The organism is Nonomuraea sp. NPDC004354 (genome assembly GCF_053602555.1).
In genome coordinates this window covers 247,328-268,592 of record NZ_JBSGDV010000001.1, presented here as the reverse complement: position 1 = coordinate 268,592, position 21,265 = coordinate 247,328, and the positions used below count along the sequence as shown (strand labels likewise).

General features: G+C 71.9%; 18 protein-coding genes and 1 tRNA gene. 10 read left to right on the top strand and 9 right to left on the bottom strand.

What is annotated here, in order from left to right; translation table 11 throughout:
* The first annotated feature begins 68 nt into the window (after nt 1-68).
* Together lysA and ACWENQ_RS01190 are read left to right on the top strand one after the other, a co-directional pair.
* Nucleotides 69-1,304: a diaminopimelate decarboxylase gene (gene lysA, locus ACWENQ_RS01195; protein WP_452412542.1), complete on the top strand. Its 1,236-nt coding sequence runs from the start codon at nt 69-71 to the stop codon at nt 1,302-1,304.
* A gap of 92 nt (nt 1,305-1,396) precedes the next feature.
* Entirely contained in the window at nt 1,397-1,930 is a 534-nt protein-coding gene (locus ACWENQ_RS01190; protein WP_449917544.1) for a ferritin-like domain-containing protein, read from the top strand.
* On the opposite strand, the gene mreB is transcribed toward ACWENQ_RS01190, so the two are convergent.
* Both mreB and ACWENQ_RS01180 read right to left on the bottom strand, forming a co-directional pair.
* Nucleotides 1,927-2,919, bottom strand: coding sequence for a rod shape-determining protein MreB (gene mreB, locus ACWENQ_RS01185; protein ID WP_452412541.1), 993 nt, complete (start codon nt 2,917-2,919; stop codon nt 1,927-1,929). The genes ACWENQ_RS01190 and mreB overlap by 4 nt on opposite strands.
* Nucleotides 2,920-3,033: 114 nt before the next feature.
* Nucleotides 3,034-6,282 (bottom strand): beta-N-acetylglucosaminidase domain-containing protein, encoded by a 3,249-nt coding sequence (locus ACWENQ_RS01180; protein ID WP_449929427.1) that lies wholly within the window; start codon nt 6,280-6,282, stop codon nt 3,034-3,036.
* Between the two features lie 250 nt (nt 6,283-6,532).
* On the opposite strand from ACWENQ_RS01180, the gene ACWENQ_RS01175 reads away from it, so the two are divergent.
* Genes ACWENQ_RS01175 through ACWENQ_RS01155 form a run of 5 tightly spaced genes read left to right on the top strand, consistent with a single transcriptional unit; the run spans nt 6,533 to nt 11,267 of the window.
* Entirely contained in the window at nt 6,533-7,243 is a 711-nt protein-coding gene (locus ACWENQ_RS01175) for a TetR/AcrR family transcriptional regulator (protein ID WP_452412540.1), read from the top strand.
* Nucleotides 7,236-8,159, top strand: a complete 924-nt coding sequence (locus ACWENQ_RS01170; RefSeq protein ID WP_452412539.1) for an ABC transporter ATP-binding protein — start codon at nt 7,236-7,238, stop codon at nt 8,157-8,159. The genes ACWENQ_RS01175 and ACWENQ_RS01170 overlap by 8 nt, the downstream gene beginning before the upstream one ends.
* On the top strand, nt 8,156-9,781 hold the full coding sequence (locus ACWENQ_RS01165) for an ABC transporter permease (RefSeq protein ID WP_452412538.1): 1,626 nt from the start codon (nt 8,156-8,158) through the stop codon (nt 9,779-9,781). The genes ACWENQ_RS01170 and ACWENQ_RS01165 overlap by 4 nt, the downstream gene beginning before the upstream one ends.
* Before the next feature lie 43 nt (nt 9,782-9,824).
* On the top strand, nt 9,825-11,036 hold the full coding sequence (locus ACWENQ_RS01160) for a cytochrome P450 (protein ID WP_452412537.1): 1,212 nt from the start codon (nt 9,825-9,827) through the stop codon (nt 11,034-11,036).
* Nucleotides 11,037-11,039: 3 nt separating this feature from the next.
* A complete protein-coding gene (locus tag ACWENQ_RS01155) occupies nt 11,040-11,267 on the top strand; it encodes a ferredoxin (RefSeq protein WP_452412535.1) in 228 nt (75 codons plus the stop codon).
* Here the strand turns inward: ACWENQ_RS01155 and ACWENQ_RS01150 are convergent.
* From ACWENQ_RS01150 to ACWENQ_RS01135, 4 genes are read right to left on the bottom strand one after another with little or no spacing between them, the layout of a single operon-like run.
* A complete protein-coding gene (locus ACWENQ_RS01150; protein WP_449929415.1) occupies nt 11,264-11,953 on the bottom strand; it encodes a hypothetical protein in 690 nt (229 codons plus the stop codon). The two genes, ACWENQ_RS01155 and ACWENQ_RS01150, sit on opposite strands and share 4 nt — an antisense overlap.
* A 12-nt stretch (nt 11,954-11,965) precedes the next feature.
* Entirely contained in the window at nt 11,966-13,291 is a 1,326-nt protein-coding gene (locus ACWENQ_RS01145; protein WP_449929413.1) for a hypothetical protein, read from the bottom strand.
* Entirely contained in the window at nt 13,288-14,661 is a 1,374-nt protein-coding gene (gene pelF / locus ACWENQ_RS01140; RefSeq protein ID WP_452412533.1) for a GT4 family glycosyltransferase PelF, read from the bottom strand. The genes ACWENQ_RS01145 and pelF overlap by 4 nt, the downstream gene beginning before the upstream one ends.
* Complete coding sequence (locus ACWENQ_RS01135) at nt 14,658-16,640, bottom strand: Agd3-related carbohydrate deacetylase (RefSeq protein ID WP_452412532.1); 1,983 nt, start codon at nt 16,638-16,640, stop codon at nt 14,658-14,660. The genes pelF and ACWENQ_RS01135 overlap by 4 nt, the downstream gene beginning before the upstream one ends.
* 415 nt (nt 16,641-17,055) lie before the next feature.
* Here ACWENQ_RS01135 and ACWENQ_RS01130 point away from each other — a divergent pair, with 415 nt between their 5' ends.
* The gene (locus tag ACWENQ_RS01130; RefSeq protein WP_354913813.1) at nt 17,056-17,877 is read left to right on the top strand and encodes an AfsR/SARP family transcriptional regulator; all 822 of its coding nucleotides are present in this window, start codon (nt 17,056-17,058) and stop codon (nt 17,875-17,877) included.
* Nucleotides 17,878-17,881: 4 nt separating this feature from the next.
* Here the strand turns inward: ACWENQ_RS01130 and ACWENQ_RS01125 are convergent.
* A tRNA-Met gene (locus tag ACWENQ_RS01125) sits at nt 17,882-17,954 on the bottom strand.
* Between the two features lie 185 nt (nt 17,955-18,139).
* Between ACWENQ_RS01125 and ACWENQ_RS01120 the strand changes: the two genes are divergently transcribed.
* Both ACWENQ_RS01120 and ACWENQ_RS01115 read left to right on the top strand, forming a co-directional pair.
* Nucleotides 18,140-18,688 (top strand): NADAR family protein, encoded by a 549-nt coding sequence (locus tag ACWENQ_RS01120; protein WP_452412531.1) that lies wholly within the window; start codon nt 18,140-18,142, stop codon nt 18,686-18,688.
* 199 nt (nt 18,689-18,887) lie between these two features.
* Nucleotides 18,888-19,319, top strand: coding sequence for an N-acetyltransferase family protein (locus ACWENQ_RS01115; protein WP_452412529.1), 432 nt, complete (start codon nt 18,888-18,890; stop codon nt 19,317-19,319).
* Nucleotides 19,320-19,469: 150 nt separating this feature from the next.
* Here ACWENQ_RS01115 and ACWENQ_RS01110 read toward each other — a convergent pair whose 3' ends face one another.
* Nucleotides 19,470-19,706: a hypothetical protein gene (locus tag ACWENQ_RS01110; RefSeq protein ID WP_452412528.1), complete on the bottom strand. Its 237-nt coding sequence runs from the start codon at nt 19,704-19,706 to the stop codon at nt 19,470-19,472.
* A gap of 382 nt (nt 19,707-20,088) precedes the next feature.
* Nucleotides 20,089-21,159 (bottom strand): glycoside hydrolase family 19 protein, encoded by a 1,071-nt coding sequence (locus ACWENQ_RS01105; RefSeq protein ID WP_449929400.1) that lies wholly within the window; start codon nt 21,157-21,159, stop codon nt 20,089-20,091.
* Nucleotides 21,160-21,265: the final 106 nt, after the last annotated feature.

Here is a 21,265-nt window from a genome sequence, read left to right as displayed (position 1 = left end):
GACCCTCACCAACGAATCCATCGACGCTCCGCCCTGCGAGGCGTCGGGGTTGCTTACGCTCGCGCCTCATGAGCTTGGACATCTGGCCCCAGACCGCGACGTGGGACGGCGGGGAGCTGCATCTCGGCGGCATCGGCGCGGTCGAGCTGGCCCGTGTGTACGGCACGCCCGCCTACGTGCTGGACGAGGCCGACTTCACCGCCCGCGCGCGGGCGTGGCTGGACGCGCTGCCGGACGGTGACGTCCACTACGGCGGCAAGGCGTTCCTGTGCCCCGAGGTGGTGCGCTGGCTCGACCGGCTCGGCCTGTCCCTCGACGTCTGCACGGGCGGGGAGCTCGCGGTGGCCATGGCCGGCGGGATGCCGCCCGAGCGGGTCGTCTTCCACGGCAACAACAAGTCGCCCGCCGAGCTGCGCCGCGCCGTGGCGTGGGGCATCGGCTGCGTCGTCGTCGACTCCTTCACCGAGATCGCCAGGCTCGCCGCGATCGCCGCCTCGCTGGGCGTCCGGCAGCGGGTGATGATCAGGGTGACGCCGGGCGTCGACCCGCACACCCACGCCTTCATCGCCACCGGCGGCGAGGACTCCAAGTTCGGCTTCTCGCTGAGCGCCGGCGCGGCCGCGCTCGCGGTGGAGCGGGTGACCGCCGAGCCCTCGCTGGAGCTGTACGGCCTGCACTCCCACATCGGCTCGCAGATCACCGAACTGGACGGCTTCGGCGTCGCCGCCGCCCGCATGTCCGAGTTCGCCGCGTCCGTCGGCGTCACCAGGCTCGACCTGGGCGGCGGCCTCGGCATCGCCTACACGCCGGACGACCCCACCCCGCCGACGCCCGCCGAGCTGCTCACGGTGCTCAGGAAGGAGACGGTGGGCCTGCACCTGGCCGTCGAGCCCGGCAGGTCCATCGCGGGGCCGTCCACGGTGGCGCTCTACGAGATCGGCACGATCAAGGGCGGGTTCGTGAGCGTGAACGGCGGCATGAGCGACAACCCCCGCCCCGGCATGTACGGCGCCGCCTACACCGCCTCGCTGGCCAACCGCGCCTCCGACGCGCCGCTCAGCCCGTTCACCGTGGTAGGCAAGCACTGCGAGAGCGGCGACGTGCTGGTCAGGGATCTGCCGCTGCCTGACGACGTCCGGCCAGGCGACCTGCTGGCCGTACCGGTGTCGGGCGCCTACCAGCGCTCCATGGCCAGCAACTACAACCACGTGACCCGGCCGCCCGTCGTGGCGGTGCGGGACGGCGCGGCCCGCGCGATCGTCCGCCGCGAGACCGAGGACGACCTGCTGCGGCTCTACCTGTAGAGCGCGCCGGCCGCGGGCCGTACACGAAGTGCAGGGCCATCCTTTGCGGGCCGCTGGTGCGTCACTTCGGACAGGGAGGGCATATGCGGGCCATGGCTGAGTTCCTGACCGACATCAAGACCATCCGCGAGCGCGCCAGGGCCGAGATCGGCAAGGGCCCCATCACCGACGCCTACGGGGCGGACCTGGATCGGGTGATCCAGGTGTGCAACGAGGCGCTGGCGACCGAGATCGTCTGCGTGCTCCGCTACAAGCGCCACTACTACACCGCCACCGGCATCATGGCCGAGTCGGTCGCCGCCGAGTTCCTGGAGCACGCTGCCGAGGAGCAGGAGCACGCCGACAAGCTGGCCGCCAGGATCGTGCAGCTCGGCGGCCAGCCCGACCTCAACCCCGACACGCTCACCGCCCGCTCGCACTCGCAGTACGACGCCAGCCCCGGACTCACCGAGATGATCAAGGAGGATCTGGTCGCCGAACGCATCGCCATCGCCGCCTACACCGAGATCATCCAGTGGCTCGGCGACAAGGACGTCACCACGCGCCGCGTCTTCGAGGAGCTCCTGGCGAAGGAGGAGGAGCACGCCGACGACATGAAGAGCCTGCTGGAGCGGATGCCCGGTTAGTTGCGCGCCGCCCACATGCCCAGGCCCAGCGCCACCGTGTGCTGGGGCCGGTTCACCAAGTCGACCGGGATGCCCAGATCGCGGCGCAGCCTCCTGGGCAGCCCGCTCAGCAGCGCGCCGCCGCCCGTCAGCAGCAGGCCGCGCCTGGCCACGTCGGCGGCGATCTCCGGCGAGCACGACTCCAGCACCTCGCGCACCGCCTCGACGATCGCCCGCACCGCCGGGTCGAGCGCCTCGTGCACGCATTCCGCCGACACCATGGCCGACATCGGCGCACCGTGCCGCGGATGGGTACCGTTCACCTCCATCCGCCGGCCCGCGGACGGCTCGCAGGCCGAGCCGATCTGCTCCTTGAGCGTCTCGGCCGTCCGGTCGTCGATGACGATGCCGTGGGCGCGGCGGACCTCCAGCCTGATCGCCGCGTCCATCGCCTCGCCGCCCGTCCGCATCGACCGGACGGCCACCGCCCTGCCCATCGACACCGCGGCCACGTCCGTGGTGCCGCTGCCGACGTCCACGACGATGGCCGCCATCGGGTCGCCCAGCTCCAGGCCCGCGCCGAGCGCCGCGGCCAGCGGCTGCTCCATGAAGATGATCTGGCGGGCCTGCGCCTCGTAGGCCGCCTCCACCATCACCCTCCGCTCGATCGCGGTGATCCCGCCCGGGACCGCGATCGTCATCCTCGGCCTGGCGTACGGGTGGCCGTGCACCTTGTGCACGAAGTGGCGGAGCATCACGCGGGCCGCGTCGGGCTCGACGATCGCGCCGTTCCTGACCGGCCGTACGGTGACCACCCCGGCCCGCTGCCTGCCGGCCTCCGCGCCGAACGCGACGAACTGCCCGGTCTCGGAGTCGACGGCGACGAGGGACGGCTCGTTGAGCATGATGCCCTTGCCGCGCACGTGGATGCGGGTGGCGGCGGTGCCCAGATCGATGGCCAGGTCCCTGCTGAGGAACGGGAGCATCGATTCCAGTCGCCTGACACTCATCCCGTTCCTCATGGTTGTTCCGTTGCCCCCAGGCAGTCCACGCAAGACCAATCGCTCATCCCGACTCGGCAAACGAGGCGGGGGTGCGGGCCGGACGGCCCGCACCCCCGCCGGTCAGGTGGCGGCGTGGACCTCCATCTCCCACAGCGAGTAGCCGAAGCCCGTGGCCCGCCGTACCCCTTGCATGCGCACGAAGCGCGCGCTGTTCGGCGTGTCGATCCACAGCTCGTCCACCCCGCCGTCACCGGCGCTCACGTCGGCGACCGGCTGCCAGGTGGTGCCGTCGGCGGAGACCTCGACGCGGTAGGCGGCGGCGTGCGCGGTCTCCCAGCGCAGCACCACCTTGCCGATGTCGGTCGCCTGGGCCAGCTCCACCCGCAGCCATTCGCCGTCGGCGGCCTTGGACGACCAGCGGGTGCCGGCGTCGCCGTCCACCGCCTTGGCCGCCTCGAACGCCGTGCCGTTCTCGACGCTGGAGGCGGTGACGGGCCTGCCGAGCGCCAGGTTGGCCTGCGCCACCGGCCGGTGGACGGCCACCTTCACCTCGGTCTTCACCTCGCCGAAGCGCACCGTCACCGTCTCGGTACGGCCCGCCGCCCCGGCCGGCGGCGTGATCTCCAGCGGGACGGTGACCTGTCCGCCGCGGGGCACGGTGAGCCGCTTGTCCGCCGGGGCGACGGTCCAGCCGTCGGGCGCGCTCACCGCGAGCGTCCCCTCGACCGGCCTGGCCAGGCGCGACGTCAGCACGGCGGCCGCGCTCGCCTTCCCGCCCGCCGTGGCCGCCACAGCGGCGGGTGCGACCGTGAGGTCGACGGCCGGCACGTCGGCGTAGCGCGGGACGACCTCGGCGATCCGCGGCGCCGCGCTCCCCGCCGTCCAGGCCAGCCGTACGGCGTCGCCCCGCACGCCGGCGGCGTCCAGCTCGGTGTACGGCCCGGCCAGCGCGCCGATCCCCCGCCACTGGCCGTCCGTCCTGACCTGCACCTCGGCGGACCCGGTGCCGACGACGATCACCTTGTCGATCTGCCGCGTCCTGGACAGCGTCACCTGCAGGGCCTCGCCGCCGGCGGGAGCCGCCGACGCGGTGTAGACGGTGTCGAGGTCGCCGTCGACGGTGGCCGCCAGGTTGCCCGCGGGCGCGCCGCTCGCGGTGAGCCTGGTCTCGCCCTCGTCGAGCGTGGCGACCTCGAACTCGCGGACGACCAGCCAGTTGTCCTGCCCGCCGGTCGAGCGGTAGCGGACGTAGCGGGCCAGGGTGCCCTCCGGCGCCTTGGCCCTGACCTCGGCGGTTGTGCCGGTGGTCAGCTCGGTCCAGCCCACGCCGTCGAGGGAGTGCTCCAGGACGCCCGCGTGGATGTAGTCGTCCGGGCTCGAGCTCTTGCCCATCAGCACCGCGACGTCACCGATGGTCCTGGCCGAGCCGAGGTCCACGGTCACCGCGTCGCCGGGGCCGGGCGGGGCGGTGCTCCAGTAGAAGGTGCCGAGATCGCGGTCGGTCATGAACTCGGGCAGGTGCCCGGAGTAGACGGCGAGGGTGCTCGAGGCGATCGGGCGCCGGGCGTCGACCCCGACCCAGGCGTCGTGGGCCTTGAGGGCGTCGGTGACGAACCTGTCGATCACCCCGTCGCCGACCTTGGGGAAGGTGGTGGCGTGCGGCTGCCGTACATCCCTGATGGCCTTGGCGTCGGCGACGAGCCTGGCGATCTCGCCGCGCAGGGCCAGCGCGCGCCCGCCGTCGTCGGCGCGGACGGCGTCGGCCAGGTCGAGGGCCTTGACCATGGCCGTCGTCCACAGCCTGGCGGCGTCGAGCCACGACTTCGCCTCCTCCAGGAAGGCCCGGTCGGCCACCCCTCGGGCGATCAGGTCGGCGGCCTTGGCGTACCGCTCGGCGAGCGCGCGCAGCCCCTCGCCCTTGGCGATCGCGGCGGCCAGGACGGGCGCCTGCCTGGCGTGCAGCGTGCCGTCGAAGGTGTTGAGGTCGGCGAAGTCGCGCAGCGCCTGGACGGTCGCCTGGTCGCCGCCGGCCACCTCGGACAGCGCGCGCAGCCACGACCGCTCGGCGTCGTAGGCGCGGTCGTTCCATCCGAAGTCGCCGAAGGAGTAGAGGGCGACCTTGCTGACGGCCGCCTGGTTCATCGGGTTGGAGATGATGCCGGTCAGGCTCTCGGACAGGCCGTTCTCGCGGCCGGTGTAGGCGGCCATCGGCAGCCGCCCGGGGATGTAGTCGTTGACCGGGTAGTTGTCCCACACCAGGATCTTGTGGCCGTACACCGCCCGCGCCGCGGCGGCCTCGCGCTTGAGTATCGCGGCCGGGACCACGCCCCAGCCCGTCCAGTGGACGATCACCTCGGGGTCGAGGTTGTCCCTGAACGCCTTCTTGTAGGGCGTGTCGGTGGCGTCGTAGTACTCGGTCGGCACGGTCTGCAGCGGCGCCACGTCGCCCTTGCCCCGCGCCCAGCCCTGCACCGTGTTGAGCAGGTCGGTCTGCGCCCAGCCCGGCCCCTTGGCGCCGTACTTCGCGCGGTCGCCCTCGCAGTTCCACCGGTTGGGGTCGATGTCGTCCAGCGCGACGTTGAACGACCTGCCGCCGAGCGCGTAGATGGCGTCGAACTTGGCCAGCAGGCTGTTCACGTCGCCGGCCGAGGTGTAGCAGATGGACAGGCCCGGCGAGATCGCGAAGGTGAAGTCGACCCGGTTGGCGCGGGCCCGCGTGACCAGCTCGCCGAGCTGCGCCAGCTTGTCCTGCGGGTACGGCTCCCGCCACTTGTCGCGGTGGTAGGGGTCGTCCTTGGGCGCGTACTCGTAGGTGTTCATCCGGTGCGCGCCGAGGTGGTCGAGATGGTCCAGCCGGTCCTGGTGGGACCACGGCGTGCCGTAGAAGCCCTCGATAGAGCCCCGGTAGGCCATGGACGGCCAGTCGCGCACGACCACGCCGGGCACCCGGTCCGTACCGCGGCGCTTGCGGACGAGCTGGGCGAAGGTCAGCGCGGCGTAGTAGGTGCCGTCGGCGTCGACGCCGTCGAGCGCGATGTGCGTGCCACCGCCCGCGCCCTTGCCCGTCGCCAGCACGTAGCCCTCGGCGGGAAGCCCTTCGGGGCCCTTCACCCCCAGCCGGTCGCTGCCGCCGCCCAGCCAGAGCGTGACGGGCGTCTTCGGGTCCGCGCCGTCGGTCGTCTCGATCCGCCTGACCCCCGCCGCCTGCAGCGCCTTCCTGACGACGGTCTCGGCCTGCGGGTCGCTTCTGCTGGTACGGACCAGCCCCACGACGGGGGTGAGGGGGAAGTCGTCGCCGCCGGCCGTGACCTCCTGCGGAGTGGGGTAGAGCCGGTCGGCGAGATCGGTGGGAGCTGCCTGGGCAGGCATGACGGTGAGGAGAGAAGAGGCGGCTAGGGCTGTCACAAGGGTAATCAGAACGGGACGTTTGGGGGGCACGCGTCCTCCTTTGAGCATTCCACCCCACAAGGGTGCAGCTTTGGACACATAAGATCACCCACTCGCATCCCGGTCAATACCGGTACGGACCACCTTGAGAAAACGGCGGCTGGACACCCACTACACACATGTGTAGCCTCTTACATGAGCGAGTAGTGACCTATACACATGGATAGGACGGATGAGCGTGACCACCACCGGACCCGACCCCGAGGACCTCACCGCGCGCGCCCGCATCAGGGACGCCGCGATGCAGCACTTCGCCGAGCACGGGTTCGAACGGGCCACGATCAGAGGCATCGCCGAGACCGCCGGCGTGTCGTCAGGCCTGGTGCGCCACCACTTCGGCTCCAAGCAGGCGCTGCGTGAGGCCTGCGACGCGTACCTGACCAAGATGATCCGCAGGCTGAACGACGAGGTCAGATCGGGCTACGCGCTCGACAGATCCAACCCCGTCGCCACCGCCAACACCGCGATGGGCCCCTACCAGCGCTACCTGGCCCGCGCGCTGGTGGAAGGATCGGCCGAGGTCGTCTTCGACGAGATGGTCGAGCTCAGCGAGCAGTGGCTGGCCGACGCCGACGCGAGGCGTCCCGACGTCCCCGACATCGACAGGAAGGTCAGGGCCACCATCGGCACCGCCATGGCGCTGGCCGTCGCGGTCCTGCGCAAGCACGTCTCCAGGGGCATGGGCGTCGACCTGTCCACCCCCGAGGGCGACCTGCTGCTGGCCCGGGCCCTCATCGACCTCTACTCGCACCCCATGCTCAGCCTGGAGGAAGCCGCCGAGGCCAGAGCGGCGCTCGACCGGCTCCAGCCCGAGCGGACCACGACAGAGCGCGGAGCTCCCCAGAAAACGCTCCGCCAACACGAGGAGCATCACCATGACTGACGCCGTCTCGGTGGCGGGATTGGTCAAGACGTTCGGCTCCACCACGGCACTGGACGGCCTGGACCTCGCCGTACGCACCGGAGAGGTCCACGGCTTCCTGGGGCCCAACGGTGCCGGCAAGAGCACCACGATCCGGATCCTGCTGGGCCTGATGCGCGCCGACGCGGGGACCGCCCGCCTGCTCGGCGGCGACCCGTGGGCCGACGCCACGGCGCTGCACCGCAGGCTGGCCTACGTGCCCGGCGACGTCACGCTGTGGCCCAACCTCTCGGGCGGGGAGGTGATCGACCTGCTCGGCCGGCTGCGCGGCGGGCTGGACCCGCGCCGCCGCGCCGACCTGCTGGAGCGCTTCGACCTCGACCCCCGCAAGAAGGGGCGCGCCTACTCCAAGGGCAACCGGCAGAAGGTGGCGCTCGTGGCGGCCTTCGCCTCCGACGTCGACCTGCTCATCCTCGACGAGCCGACCTCCGGCCTGGACCCGCTGATGGAGGAGGTCTTCCGCGAGACCGTGAGGGAGGAGGTACGGCGCGGCGGCAGGACCGTGCTGCTGTCGAGCCACATCCTGTCCGAGGTCGAGGCGCTGTGCGACAGGGTCACCATCATCCGCGACGGCCGTACCGTCGAGACCGGCACGCTCTCCGAGCTGCGGCACCTGACCCGCACCACCATCCAGGCCGAGCTCGACGGCCCGCCGCACGGGCTGGCCGGCCTGCCGGGCGTCCACGACGTGCGCGCCGACGACGGCAGGATCCGCTTCGACGTCGACTCCGCCGCGCTCGGCCCGGCGCTGAGCCGCCTTTCCGCGGCCGGGGTGCGCAGCCTCGTCAGCCACCCGCCCACGCTGGAGGAGCTGTTCCTTCGGCACTACGACCGGGCCGCGGCGGGCAACGGAAAGCACTCGGGGGCGGCCCGATGACCGCCCTGACCGGTACGGCGCTGACCGGTACGGGGCGGTTGATCCGCCTCGCGGTGCGCCGCGACCGGTGGCTGCTACCGCTGTGGGTGCTGTTCCCCTGCATGGTCCCACCGGTGTTCGTGGCCGCCTTCAACGGCGCCTACCCCACCGCGCAGGCCCGCCATGAGTACATGGAGACGAGCCTGCACAACACCGCCTTCACCGTGGCGTACGGCCCGCTGCACGGCTCCACCCTCGGCGAGATGGTCACCTGGCGCTCCGGCTTCGTCCCCATCATGATCGGCCTCGTCGCCCTCCTGACCGTCGTCAGGCACACCAGGACCGAGGAGGAGGCCGGCAGACTCGAGCTGATCGGCTCGACCGCCGTCTCCCGGCACGCGACCATCGCCGCCGCTCTCCTCATGGCCTGCGGGGCCTGCCTAGCTCTGGGCGCGGTCTCGGCACTGGCCATGATCGGCCAGGGCCTGCCCGCGGCGGGATCGCTCGCCTACGGCTTCGAGCTGGCCACCGCCGGATGGGTGTTCGCCGCGATCGGCGCGGTGGCCGCCCAGCTCAGCGCGGGCGCGGGCACCGCCCGGGGCATCGCCGTCGTCGTCCTGGCCGTCGCCTTCCTGCTGCGCGGGATCGGCGACGTCAGCGGGCTGTCCGGCGGCCGGCTGGGCTGGCTGTCCTGGCTGTCGCCGATCGGCTGGGCGCACCGGCTGCAGCCCTTCCACGGCGAGCGCTGGTGGATCATCGCGCTCGCCGTGGGCGCCACCGTCGCGCTCACCGCGGCGGCCGTCGCCCTGTCCGGACGGCGAGACCTCGGCAACGGGCTGCTCGCGGCCAGGGTCGGCCCCGCCGTCGCCCCGCCGGGACTGCGTTCGCCCCTGGGGCTGGCCTGGCGGCTGCACCGCGGATCGCTGGCCGGCAGGACCGCGGGCCTGGCAGTGGTCGGTCTCGGCCTCGGCGGCATCGCCGAGAGCATCGGCGAGCTCATGAACAACGGCTCCCCCGCCGCACGCGAGGTCCTGGCCCGGCTGGGCGGCCCTGGCACGGTCGTCGACCAGTACCTGGTCGGCATGATGACCATGTTCGCCGTGATCAACGCCGGGTTCGCGATCCAGACCGCGCTGCGGCTCAGGGCGGAGGAGAGCGGCGGGCGCGCCGAACCCCTGCTCGCCGCGCCCGTCGACCGGCTGCGGTGGGCGGGCGGCCACCTCGTCTTCGTCCTGCTCGGCCCGGTGCTGGGGCTGGCCGCCTTCGGGGCGGCCGCCGGCTTCGCGCACGGGCTCAACACCGGCGATCTCGGCCGCGACCTGCCTCGGATCCTGGCCGCCGCGCTCGTCCAGCTGCCCGCGGTGTGGCTGTTCGCGGGGCTGGGGTTCGCGCTGTTCGGCCTGTGGCCCCGCCTGGCGGCGGGCGCGTTCGCGGTGCTGCTCGCCAGCCTGCTGCTCGGCTGGCTGGGCGGCGAGCTGCAGCTCAGCCGGTGGGTGCTGGACCTGTCGGTGTTCAACCACATCCCGCAGCTTCCCGGAGGGGAGTTCGCGGTGCCGCCGCTCGCCGTCCTGACGGTCATGGCCGCGGCGCTCGTGCTGCTCGGCCTCCTCGGCCTGCGCCGTCGCGACATCCCGGCCGGCTGAGGCCTCCTCCGTCACGTATCCGCCAAGTCTGGGAAGGAATGACATGTCAGGACCTTCGTCCCCCGAGCCGGCGCCGATGCCGGTCACCCGCGCCGCCGGCTGTCCCTTCGACCCGCCGAAGGAACTCGCCGGGCTGCGCCAGGACCATCCGATCAGCCCCATGACCTACCCCGACGGCCACGTCGGCTGGCTGGTCACCAGCCACGCCCTGGTGCGGGCCGTCCTGGCCGATCCCCGTTTCAGCCACCGGTCCGACCTCATCCACAACCCGCTGGCCGGCACCCGCGGGGGCCCGGCGCAACCCGCGCCGCCCGGGATCTTCACCTCGATGGACCCGCCCGAGCACACCCGCTACCGGCACCTGCTGACCGGCCAGTTCACCGTCCGCCGGATGCGCAGGCTGACCGGGCGGATCGAGGAGATCACCGCCGAGCACCTCGACGCCATGGACCGGCAGGGCCCGCCGGCCGAGCTGATGGAGGCGTTCGCGCTGCCCATCCCCGGCCTGGTCATCTGCGAGCTGCTCGGCGTGCCGACGGCGGCCCGTGCCGGTTTCCAGAGCGACATGTCCAAGCTGATGAGCCTGGAGGTCCCTACCGAGGAGAAGATCGCCACCTTCGGCGCGATCCAGTCCTTCATGGCGGAGCTGGTGCGCGCCAAGCGCGCCGAGCCCACCGACGACCTGCTCGGCGACCTGATCAGCGGCACCGACCTGACCGACGAGGAGCTGACCAACATCGGCGGCGTCCTGATGGGCGCCGGATTCGAGACCACCGCGAACATGCTGGCGCTCGGCGCCTACGCGCTCATGGACCACCCCGACCAGCTCGCCGCCCTGCGCGCGGACCCCGACCTCGCCGACAAGGCCGTCGAGGAGCTCCTGCGCTACCTGAGCATCGTCCCCGGCACTGTCAGGGCCGCCCTCGAGGACGTCGAGATCGGCGGGCAACTCGTCAAGGCGGGGCAGTCGGTCACGGTCTCCATCCCCGCCGCCAACCGCGATCCCGCGCACTTCGCCGACCCCGACACGCTCGACCTGGGCCGGGCCACCGCCGGTCACGTGGCCTTCGGCCACGGCATCCACCAGTGTCTCGGCCAGCAGCTGGCCAGGGTCGAGATGCGGGTCGGCCTGCCCGCGCTGTTCGCCAGGTTCCCGACGCTGCGGCTCGCCGTACCGCCGGAGGAGGTGCCGCTGCGCACCGACATGATGATCTACGGCGTGCACCGGCTCCCCGTGACCTGGGACGAGGAGTAGGCCATGCGGATCGACGTGGACAGGGAGCGCTGCTGCGGAGCGGGCATGTGCGCGCTCACCGTCGAGACGGTGTTCGACCAGAGCGAGGACGACGGCCGGGTGATCCTGCTCGAACCGGTGCCGCCGCCGGAACACGAGGCCGCCGTCCGCAGGGCGGCGACCCTCTGCCCGTCGGGGGCGATCACGCTCACCCCGGCCGGACAGCCCGTTCGGGCGGCGGACCCGGGCTAGGCGCGCGACAGGACGCGGTCGCTGACGAAGCAGAGCATGCCGTACTCCGTGGCCCGCCGGTGGGCGAAGTCGGCCAGCTCGTCGGTGTCGGCGTAGTCCAGCGCGTACAGGTCGAGGTCGTGCTCCAGGAGCCGTTCGGCCACCGCGGCGTGCACCTCCAGCACGTCGTCGGGCCACGGCGCGTAGGAGTGCTCGTCGACCCAGCGCGCGGAGAACGACTCGAACAGGATGCCGTCGACCAGCTCGGCCATCCGGGGCAGCAGCCCGAAGCCCCGGTTGGCCAGCAGGTAGTCGGGCCCTGCCTCCTCCCTGATCGCCGCGATGAGGGCGAGCAGGTGCGGCAGGTCCTCGGGGTAGGTCTGCTCCAGGTTGAGCGTGTCGAGGAACAGCCCGGTGAAGCCGGTCGCGATCGCCGCCTTGGCCTGGTCGACCACGTGGGCGACCCAGCCCGGATCGCCCACGTGGACGAACGCGCCGCCCCAGTCCGGGTTGCGCTCGGGCCGCTGCCACGGCGCGGGCGGCCCGACGTCCTCCGACAGCGACAGGTAGCCGAGCGTGTGCACGCCCTGGCGCTTCAGCACGTCGAGCTGCGCCGCGCCGTAGAAGCCGGTCTGCAGGACGACCTTGTCGTAGCCGGCGAGCCGGTCGAGCCGGCCGTCGCCGTAGTAGAAGCAGATGGGTTTCACGGGCGCTCCTTCTCAGCGGTAGTGCCAGACGTCCCCGAGGCCGCGCGACATGAGGGCCAGCAGGGCGGACAGGAACAGCAGGCAGGCCGCGAGGAACAGCAGCACGTCGGCGAGCACGTTCCCGGGCAGCAACAGGCCCAGGCCGGGGTGCAGCAGCAGCGCGGCGCCCTGGGCCAGGCAGAGTTCGGTCAGCCTGCCCTGGTTGGCCAGCAGGAAGGCCACGAAGTAGGCGCCGCCGAGCAGCACGTGCGCCGCGGCCATCACCACGACCGGCGGGCTCACCTGCGTGAAGGCCACCGGCACCGCGGTGAGGACGGCCAGCGCCGCCAGGCACCCGCCGAGCCCGCGCGCCAGCAGCCGGTGCCCCTGGGCGGTGAACTCGGCCGGGTAGCAGACCTGCCTGATCACGCGGCGCACCGCCCACTCGAACCGATGGGCCCGCCACTCCAGCACGCCCATCCCCAGCACGAGGCCCGCCCCGGTGATCGCCAGGTCGGGCCTGGCCACGACGTAGGCGGCCTCGGCCTGGAGCAGGAAGGCGGCGGTCAGCCCGCTGTAGAGGGCCGCGACGCCGAGCTCCCCGTCGAGGCGCGGCCGGCCGTCCGCCCGCGACGGCCTGGTCAGCAGGACCGCGGCGCACGCGACGGCCCCGATCGACACCGCGCCCAGCGCCACCGCCATCAGCGCCACCGGCGGGTGACCCACGGCCACGTAGAGGACCCCCGCTCCCGTGGCGGGCAGCATGAGGACGGCCAGCAGGCCCTCGCGGCGGTGGAACAGCAGGATCCCCGAGCCGATCTGGAACGTCAGCTGCGCGACGGCCACCAGGACGATCGCGGCGGGCCCGTCCCACAGCGTCGCCGTACCGCCCGCGAGGACCACGCCGGCGGCCAGCCCCCAGCGCAGCGTCCTGGCGGCCGAGCCCGGCGAGCCGCGCCCGGTCAGCCCGTAGGCCATCCGCGACAGCACCGAGCCGAGCACCCAGCCGATCCCGGTCGTGACGACCAGTCCGGGCATCAGCCAGCGGACGCCGACCAGCGCGCTCACCGCGGGCAGCAGGGCGGCGGGCATCGCGTAGAGCGGACCGTGCACGAGAGACCGCCACGCCGCGACGGGGAAGGCGGGCGCCGCGGGCTCGGGCTCGTCCCTGCTCAGCCGGGCATACACGGCTTCGGCCAGCGCGAAGACGTCCGGATGGCCGTAGCGCTCCCGCGCCACCTTGTCGTTGAGGCCCTCCGACTCCAGCGCGGCGGCCACCTGCAGAGGCTCCACCGCCTGGGAGAGGCGGGGGCGCAGGTGCTCGACCAGCTCGTCGAGCGGCGCAATGATGATCTTCATGCCATGACTTCCCGGTAGACGCCCCGGTAGTCGGCCAGCGACTGCCGCAGCGTGAACCTGTCCATGACGCGCAGCCGGGCCAGCGCGCCGAGCCTGCGCCTGAGCGGCCCGTCGGTCAGCAGCGTGAGCGCCGCCCCGGCCACGGCCAGGTGGTCGCGCGGCGCGACGACGAGGCCCGCGTCCGCCACCGCCTCGGCCACCCCGCCCACGTTCGTGCACACCACCGGCCTGCCGCAGGCCATCGCCTCCACCACGGTGTAGGGGAAACCCTCGGAGATGCTGGTCAGCGCCACCACGTGGCCGGCGTGGTAGGCCTCAAGCGGCAGCGTGACCCGGCCCTCGAAGACGACCGACGCCTCCAGGCCGAGCTCCTCGACCAGCGACACGCAGCCGGCGTGGTACGACTCGTTGCCCTCCGGCACCCCGCCGAAGATCCGTAAGCGCGCCTCGGGCAGCTTGTCGCGGACGACGGCGAAGGCGCGGATCAGCGTGTGGATGTCCTTGAGCGGGTCGATCCGGCCCATGAACACCAGCGTGGGCCGGTCGGGCTCGCCCGCGGCGACGGGGAAGTCGGCGGGGTCGACGCCGTTGTACATCACCCTGATCCGCTCGTGGTCGGCGCCGCCCCTGAGCTGCCAGCGCTTGTTGTAGGAGGAGTGCGGGGCGATCCGGTCGGCGATCGCGTACGACGCGCCGGCCAGGCGCCTGAAGAAGCTCAGCAGCAGCACCCGCACCGCGTGCGAGGCGGGCTCCGTGAGGTACTGCAGGTACCGCTCCCGCAGGTACACGCCGTGCTCGGACAGCACGATCGGCGTGCCGTACCGCCACTTGGCGGCCATCGCGACGAGCATCGACAGCCCGTTCATCGCCACGTGCGTCAGGTCGGAGCGGGCGGGCGGCTCGGTGAGCGGGCGGAGCATGTGGCCGAGCAGGTGGGCCGCGGTGATGGCGTCGGCCAGGTTGATGCCGTCCATGCGGTGGCCGTACCAGCGGTCCATCAGCAGGGTGAGCGCCCGCGAGCCGGTCAGCGCGCCGAGCAGGTCCTCGCAGCCGGACAGCTCGCGCAGGACCGCGAGGAACGCCCGGCTGCCCTCCCCCATCACCGCGGGGGTGAGGATGAGCCGCAGGAACTCCTCGTACGCCGGAGGCACCGGCGCGGGCCGCCTGGCCTGCGGGCGCCACAGCGGCACCGCGGTCACCTTGTCCAGATTGCTCGGCCTGTCCCACATCGGACGTTCCGCCCCGTCCACGGTGAGCGTCACGACGTCCCAGCGGTAGTCCGGCATGCCGCGGATGAGCTGGTCCATCCAGACGCTCACACCCCCCATGGCGAACGGGTAGGTGCCCTCGGAGACGAGCGTCACCCTCACGGGCGCACGCTCGCGGGAACCGTCACCGGCGCAACCGGCGTGAGCGTGATCCGCGCGATCCTGTCTGTCCCGTACGGCGTGGCGTTCGCGCCGGCGTTGGTCGCGAACACCGCTCCCGCCGCGGAGGAGGTGAAGGTGACCGTCGCCGCCTGCCTGTCGAACACGGCGTCCACCTGCTGGAGCGCGGCGAAGTGGGCGGTGCGCGCCTCGACGTGGCCGGCCAGCTCGGTCCAGGTCGGGGTGAGCACGGGCACCTTGTAGTAGCCCCTGTACTTCGTCATCACCGCGTTGAGCCAGTCGAAGACGAGGTTGGGCGTGCCTCTCAGGTTGCCCTGGTGGAAGGTGTGCGTGTAGACCGAGCCGGACATGACGTGCTGGAGCGCGACGTCGCTCTCATGTCCCACGATCTGGGTGTAGGTCTGGTTCGTCGGCCAGTAGGGGAACCTGCCGTTCGGGCCGTAGTAGGAGTTGTAGAACACGGTCTGCTCGGCGGGGGTCGTCACGTGGTAGGCCACGTTGGTCGGCCAGTCCGGCACGACCAGCAGCGACGGCTCGAGCGGGTGGCGGATCCCGCAGTTGAAGCAGGCCGGCCGGTGACTGGCGAACGACATGTTGCCGTGCAGGTACTTCACGCCCGCCGCCTTGGCCGCCTGGAGCAGGGCGGGGTTGGAGGCGGCCAGGCCGTGGTCGGTGGGCGGGTCGATGTCGTTGGCCGGGTCGGGATGGTAGACGCCGAGACCGGAGTACTCACCCGTCTTCAGCACGGTCCTGTCGACGGCCAGCCCCAGCTGCTGGGCCCTGGTGAGGTTGTCGACGATCTCCTTGTAACTGGTCTGGTAGTCGGTGGTGTTCATCTTCGGGTGGCTGAAGGTGTGGTTGATCCACGAGAACGCGCTCGCCCTGCACCTGGAGTAGCTGGTCAGCGGGTCGGGGCTGAGCAGGGTGAGGATGCACGTCTTGGGCGCGTTCGGGTTGGCGCCCTCGCCGTTGTAGGCCACGTTGAGCCGGAAGCCCGCCGCGAGCGGGTGGGCGGTGCGGAAGTTCTGCTGCTGGTTGTAGGTGCCGTCGGCGTCGTTGCGGCTGATCCTGAAGCCGGGGTCGTCGTCGACCGTCCCGTCGGTCCGCAGGTGCGAGGTGTGCGAAAACCAGTCGTCCACGTCGACGTTGAGGTAGTGGCGGCGCTCGCCCAGCATCACGCCGCGGGTCGCCCAGCGCAGCAGGCCGTAGGTGAGCAGGTCGGCCTGCGGCAGGTACTGGTTCGAGGTGAACGTCAGCGCCATCCGCTCGCGGCCGTCGGCCGAGTTGCTCCGGACCCCCACGACATCGCTGCCGACCGTGAGGATGGGCTCGGCCTGGCAGCCCTGCCCGATCACGGCGCGGTAGACGTAGGACTGGCTGATCGGGACCGTGCCCTTGAGATCGTCGAAGACGGCCGCGCCGGCCGGCGTGAGCGTGGCGGTCACGGGGGTCGCGCCGACCCCGCCCTCGCTGCCCGGCCGCAGGCAGTAGTCCTCGGGGAAGGCGCCGTAGGCGGTGTACAGCGAGACCTGCCTGACCTGGAAGTCGCGCTCGTAGGCCCACAGCGCGTTCCACTCGCCGGCGTCGAGCCCGCTGACGAACCCGCCGCCGTCGTCGTACAGCAGCGCGTTGTCGGTGAGCAGGACCGCGTCGTACCTGCCGGTGCCGTCCTCCCTGACCAGCGCGGGCAGCGGCTGCGACCGGCTCTCCACCACGTCGTACGGCATGCCGACCCGGTCGAGGACCGCCTTCCAGGTGGCCAGGCCGAAGTCGTCGCCGTCGACGCCGACGACCAGCGCCCTGAGCGCGACCTTCCCGCTCGCCGCGGCCAGCGCCCTGGCGGTGCCCTCGACCTCGATGGCGCTCGTGGGCGCCTTGGGAAGCGGGCGCGCCTTGCCCGGCCGGGGGCGGTCGACGTCGGCACGAAGGGGTGCGGCGTGAGCGTGCGGCTGCGGGGACACGGACGGCTGCTGCGCCGGGGACGGCTGCGGGGACTGCTCCCTTGGTGACGGCTGCGGGGATGCGGACGGCTGCTGTGCCCCGAACGGTTGCGGGGACACGGACGGCTGCGGGGACGGGGTGGCGGTCGCGGGGCGGGGTGCGGTGGTCGAGGAGGTGAGGTGGGCAAGATGGGCGGGGCGGGGTGCGGGGTGGGACGCGGGGTGGGACGCGGGGTGGGATGCGGCGGTCGACGGGGTGGGCAAGGCGGCGACGAGGCCGACCGCGACCGGCACTAACCAGGCCTTTTTCATGACATTCCCTCTCTTTGTGGGTTTAAAGCCCGCGAGGCCGGTGACTTCTCGCTTGAGTGTGGGTTCAGCGGATTTCTCTTCGGTTTCTCCTTCATTTCTCGATCCGCGCTTCTATCCTCCCTTCGTGGAAAAGCTCTTGAGCGCCATGGAATTTCGTATTCTGGGGGCGCTTGATGTCATCAAGGACGATCGCCCCTTACCGGTCAGGTCCGGCAAACAGCAGGCCCTGCTGGCCCTCCTGCTGTGCCAGGCGGGCAGGGTCGTCCACAGCGACGTGCTGATCGAATCGCTGTGGGGTCACGAGGCCGGCGACCACGGCGTCCGGCGCCTCCGGCTCCACCTGCACCGGCTACGGCGCACCCTCGGGGCCGCCGACGCCATCGTCCACCGCGTCCAGGGCTACGCCCTCGACATCCCGCCCGCCGCCCTCGACGCCCGCCGTTTCGAGACCCTGGCCCACCAGGGCAGGCAGGCGCTGGCGGCGGGCCGGGTCACCCAGGCCAGCGAGCTGCTGCACGCCGCGCTGTCGCTGTGGCGCGGGCCCGCCCTGTCGGGCCTCGACGACCTGCCGCCGCTCCACCAGGAGGCGACCAGGCTCAACGAGGAACGCCTCGCCGCGCTGGGCGACTGCATGGACGCCGACCTACGCCTGCGCCGCCACGCCGACCTCATCGGCAGGCTGTCGGTCCTGGTGGACGAGCACCCGCTGCAGGAGCGCTTCCGCGGGCAGCTTATGCTCGCCCTCTACCGTGCCGGACGCCAGGCCGAAGCGCTGGAGGTCTACCGCGCCGGCAGGCACATCCTCGCCCGCGACCTCGGCCTCGAACCAGGCGCGGAACTGCGCCGGCTCGAGCTCGCCATCCTCACCAGCGACGCCTCGCTGTCGCCGTGCGCGCCGCGGCCGGTCCACGCCCGGCGCCGCCGTACCCGCTGCCCGCACTGCTGATCTGTAGCGGGTGCGGGAATCGAACCCGCCTGGTGCGGCTTATGAAACCGCCGGGCACACCAGCACCCTCACCCGCTCGGACATTTCCGTACGGCTCGCGCACCGACGTCCTGATGTCGCGCGCGAGCCTTTTCCGCACTCGGCGGACGTTCACGGAGAAAGCATCCCGGGATTCACGAATTGTCGGCAACTCCTTTTTCTCATGGCCGGTGTCCGGGATATCAGGTGGCGCCCCCTTCGCCCGTTGTGGCACGGTGTGGGAGTGCTCCCCCGTACCCTCGACGCGGCCATCGCCGCGGAACAGGCCGGCCAGCCCCTTCGCCACCTGTACTTCTGGGGCCACCGGCCGGCCCGCGACGGCGGCATCGGCACCGGCTGCCTCAGCCAGTGGTGGCCCGTCACCTTCACCGAGGACAGCCACACGTTCGCCTCCGCAGAGCACTACATGATGGCGCACAAGGCATGGCTGTTCGGCGACGACGACGCCGCGGCGGCCGTCCTGTCCGCGGACCACCCAGCTGAGGCCAAGAAGCTCGGCCGGACCGTCAGGGGTTTCGACGAGGAGACGTGGAAGGCGCACCGGTTCGACATCGTCGTGCGCGGCTCGATCGCCAAGTTCGGCGGGGACGCCGCACTGAAGGAGTTCCTGCTCGGCACCTCCGGACGCGTGCTGGTCGAGGCCAGCCCGTACGACAGGATCTGGGGCATCGGGCTGACCGCCGACGACCCCAGAGCCGCCACCCCCTCGACCTGGCAGGGGTTGAACCTGCTCGGGTTCGCCCTCATGACCGCCCGGGACGCGCTGGCATGACCGCCCGGGACCATCAGGGCGCTTACACGACCGCTCACGACCACCACGGCGCCCGTACGACAACTCACGACACCAGGGCGCCCGCATGGACCAGAATTCTTGCCCGCCCGGGAGACGCTCCCATGACAGCCGCGGCCCGTGGCCGCTCGGAGGCTCTCACATGACGGCCGGGAGTCATGACCGCCCGGAAGGCGTTCCCGTGACCGTCAGGCGGGCGTCCGCGGTGGACGCCGGTCGGATCGCCGACGTCTTCCTGGCCGCCCGAGCCGGGATGGCCTACCTGCCGCGGCTGCACACCGACGAGGAGACTCGCCGGTGGATCACCGGCGTGGTCCTCCCCTCGCACGAGGTGTGGGTGGCCTGCGACGACGGCGGACGCGTCGTCGGATTCGCCGCACTGCGCGAGGAGTGGCTCGAACACCTCTACGTCGCACCCTCCGAGCAGAACGCAGGGGTCGGGACCGCGCTGCTTTCGCTGGCCAAGCGGGGCCGACCCAGGCTCGACCTGCACGTCTTCCAGGCGAACGGCGGTGCGATCAGCTTCTACGAGCGCCACGGGTTCAGCCTGGTCGCGACGGGCGACGACAACGAGGAAGGCCTTCCCGACGCCCACTACCGGTGGACGACCTGACACTTCCCCGTGGCCTGACGCTTCCCCGTGGGCTGCCTTCCACCGGCCGCCGGACGGCCCGACACTCCCTTCCTCGCGCCCGCCACCCCCGCACCCGTCATGCCACTGGACGGCCCCGACACTTCCTTCCCGTGCCCGCAATCCCGCCCGTCACGCCGCTGGACGGCCCGACACCACCGGTCGCCTTCCGATGGCGGGCCTGATGCCGGCGGCCGTCGCTCTCAGCTCGTCCTGGCCGAAACGCGCGCCGTCGATCCTCACGACGACCGCGACGCCCGGCTCGACCAACCGGTGCGCCGTGTCGCGGAAGTCGCCCTCCAGGTACTCCGACAGGAAGCCGCGCAACGCCCGGGGCGTCGACAGTCGCTCACCCCTGAGAACCAGCACCCGCAAATCCACCCGGAAACCGCCGCCGTCCAGCCGCCGCTCCCACACCCGCGCGGCGAAACGGACGTCCTCCTACTCGTAGGAGAAGTCCGACACCCGGTCGCCGACTCCGCGCGGCACATGACCGATCTCGAACCCGTCGAGCGGCCCACCGGCCAGCGCCAACACCATCAGCAACGTAGCGATCACCCACGGTCCATGCCCGCCGTCCACCGCGCCGACACCCCACCGCCCTGGGGGATGCACCTGCCTGCCGTACCCCATCGACGCCTCCCCAGGGGGACCTGGGGAGCATGCGCCCGAAGGCCGTACCCCGCCGGCGCCTCCCCCTCGCTGGTTCGGGAGGCGTTCCCCCAACCGTGGAGGCGCCGGCGGTGATCGGTCAGCAGCTCAGGTTGCCGCCGGCCGGCACGCCCAGGATCTGGGTGAAGCGCTGGTAGGCGTTGATCCGGCTCTGCACCTGCGCAGGGTTGCCGCCGTTGCACTCCAGGCTGCCGTTGATGCTGCGGATCGTCTCGCCGAAGCCGTACCCGTTGACCATGGCGTTGTGGGCGGTCATCGTGCCGGGGCCGTTCTGCGTCATCCAGTACCACAGCGCGGTCTTCCACGACACGGACGACTCCCGCTCGACCCGCCACGGGTCCTGCAGCAGGTTGAGCCCGAGCGCGTCGCCCGCCGCCTTGTAGTTGAAGTTCCAGCTCAGCTGGATCGGACCGCGACCGTAGTAGGCGGCCTGCCCGGCGGGGCACCCGTAGGGCTTGGCCGCGTCGCAATAGTGCGGGTAGTTGGCGGTGTTCTGCTCCACGATGTGGACGAGCCCGCCGGTCTCGTGGTTGACGTTGGCCAGGAAGGCGGCCGCCTCCTGCTTGCGCACCGTGTCGCTGCCGGTCGCGGCGAAGGCGGGGAAGGCGCTCATGGCGCTGGTCAGCCCGCTGTAGCTGTAGAAGGAGTTGCGGCTGGGGAACATCTGGCCGAACTGCGCCTCGGTCACGACGAATCCCGATGACGGCGGGTCGGTCGGGGTCGTCCCGCCGCAGGTGTAGGGCTCCCAGTACCAGGTGCTGATCGTCGGATCGTAGCCGGGGTTGTCGTGCTCGGCGCGGTAGTACCTGCCGTCGGTGTAGCGCACGATGCTGCCGGCCGGGTACCACTGCCCGGCGACCCAGTTCGGGTGGTTGCACGTGGACGGCGGCGGGGTGCTCCCGCCGCCACCGCAGGCGCCCTGGTCGGCCCACACCTCGGCGGTGCCGGGCGTCTCGTTCTGGGTCCACCATCTGGCCGACCAGTTGCGGCCGGCGTGGGAGACGGCCGCGCCGCCGTGGTAGACGGCCGACGAGCTCCACGCGGCGGCGCAGTCGGCGGCGGCCGCCGACGCCGTCGGAAGGACGGCGGTGAGCGCGGCGGCCAGCAGCGCGACGGCGGCCAGGGGCGCCATGATCCGTAGCCTGAGCACCTGACGATCACCCTTCTTACAAGAAAGTTTCCTAAGGATTGGCAAGATCGTAGAAGCGCGACACCCCCTTGACAAGGCCCAATTCCGGCAGTCAGGACAGCCGTCC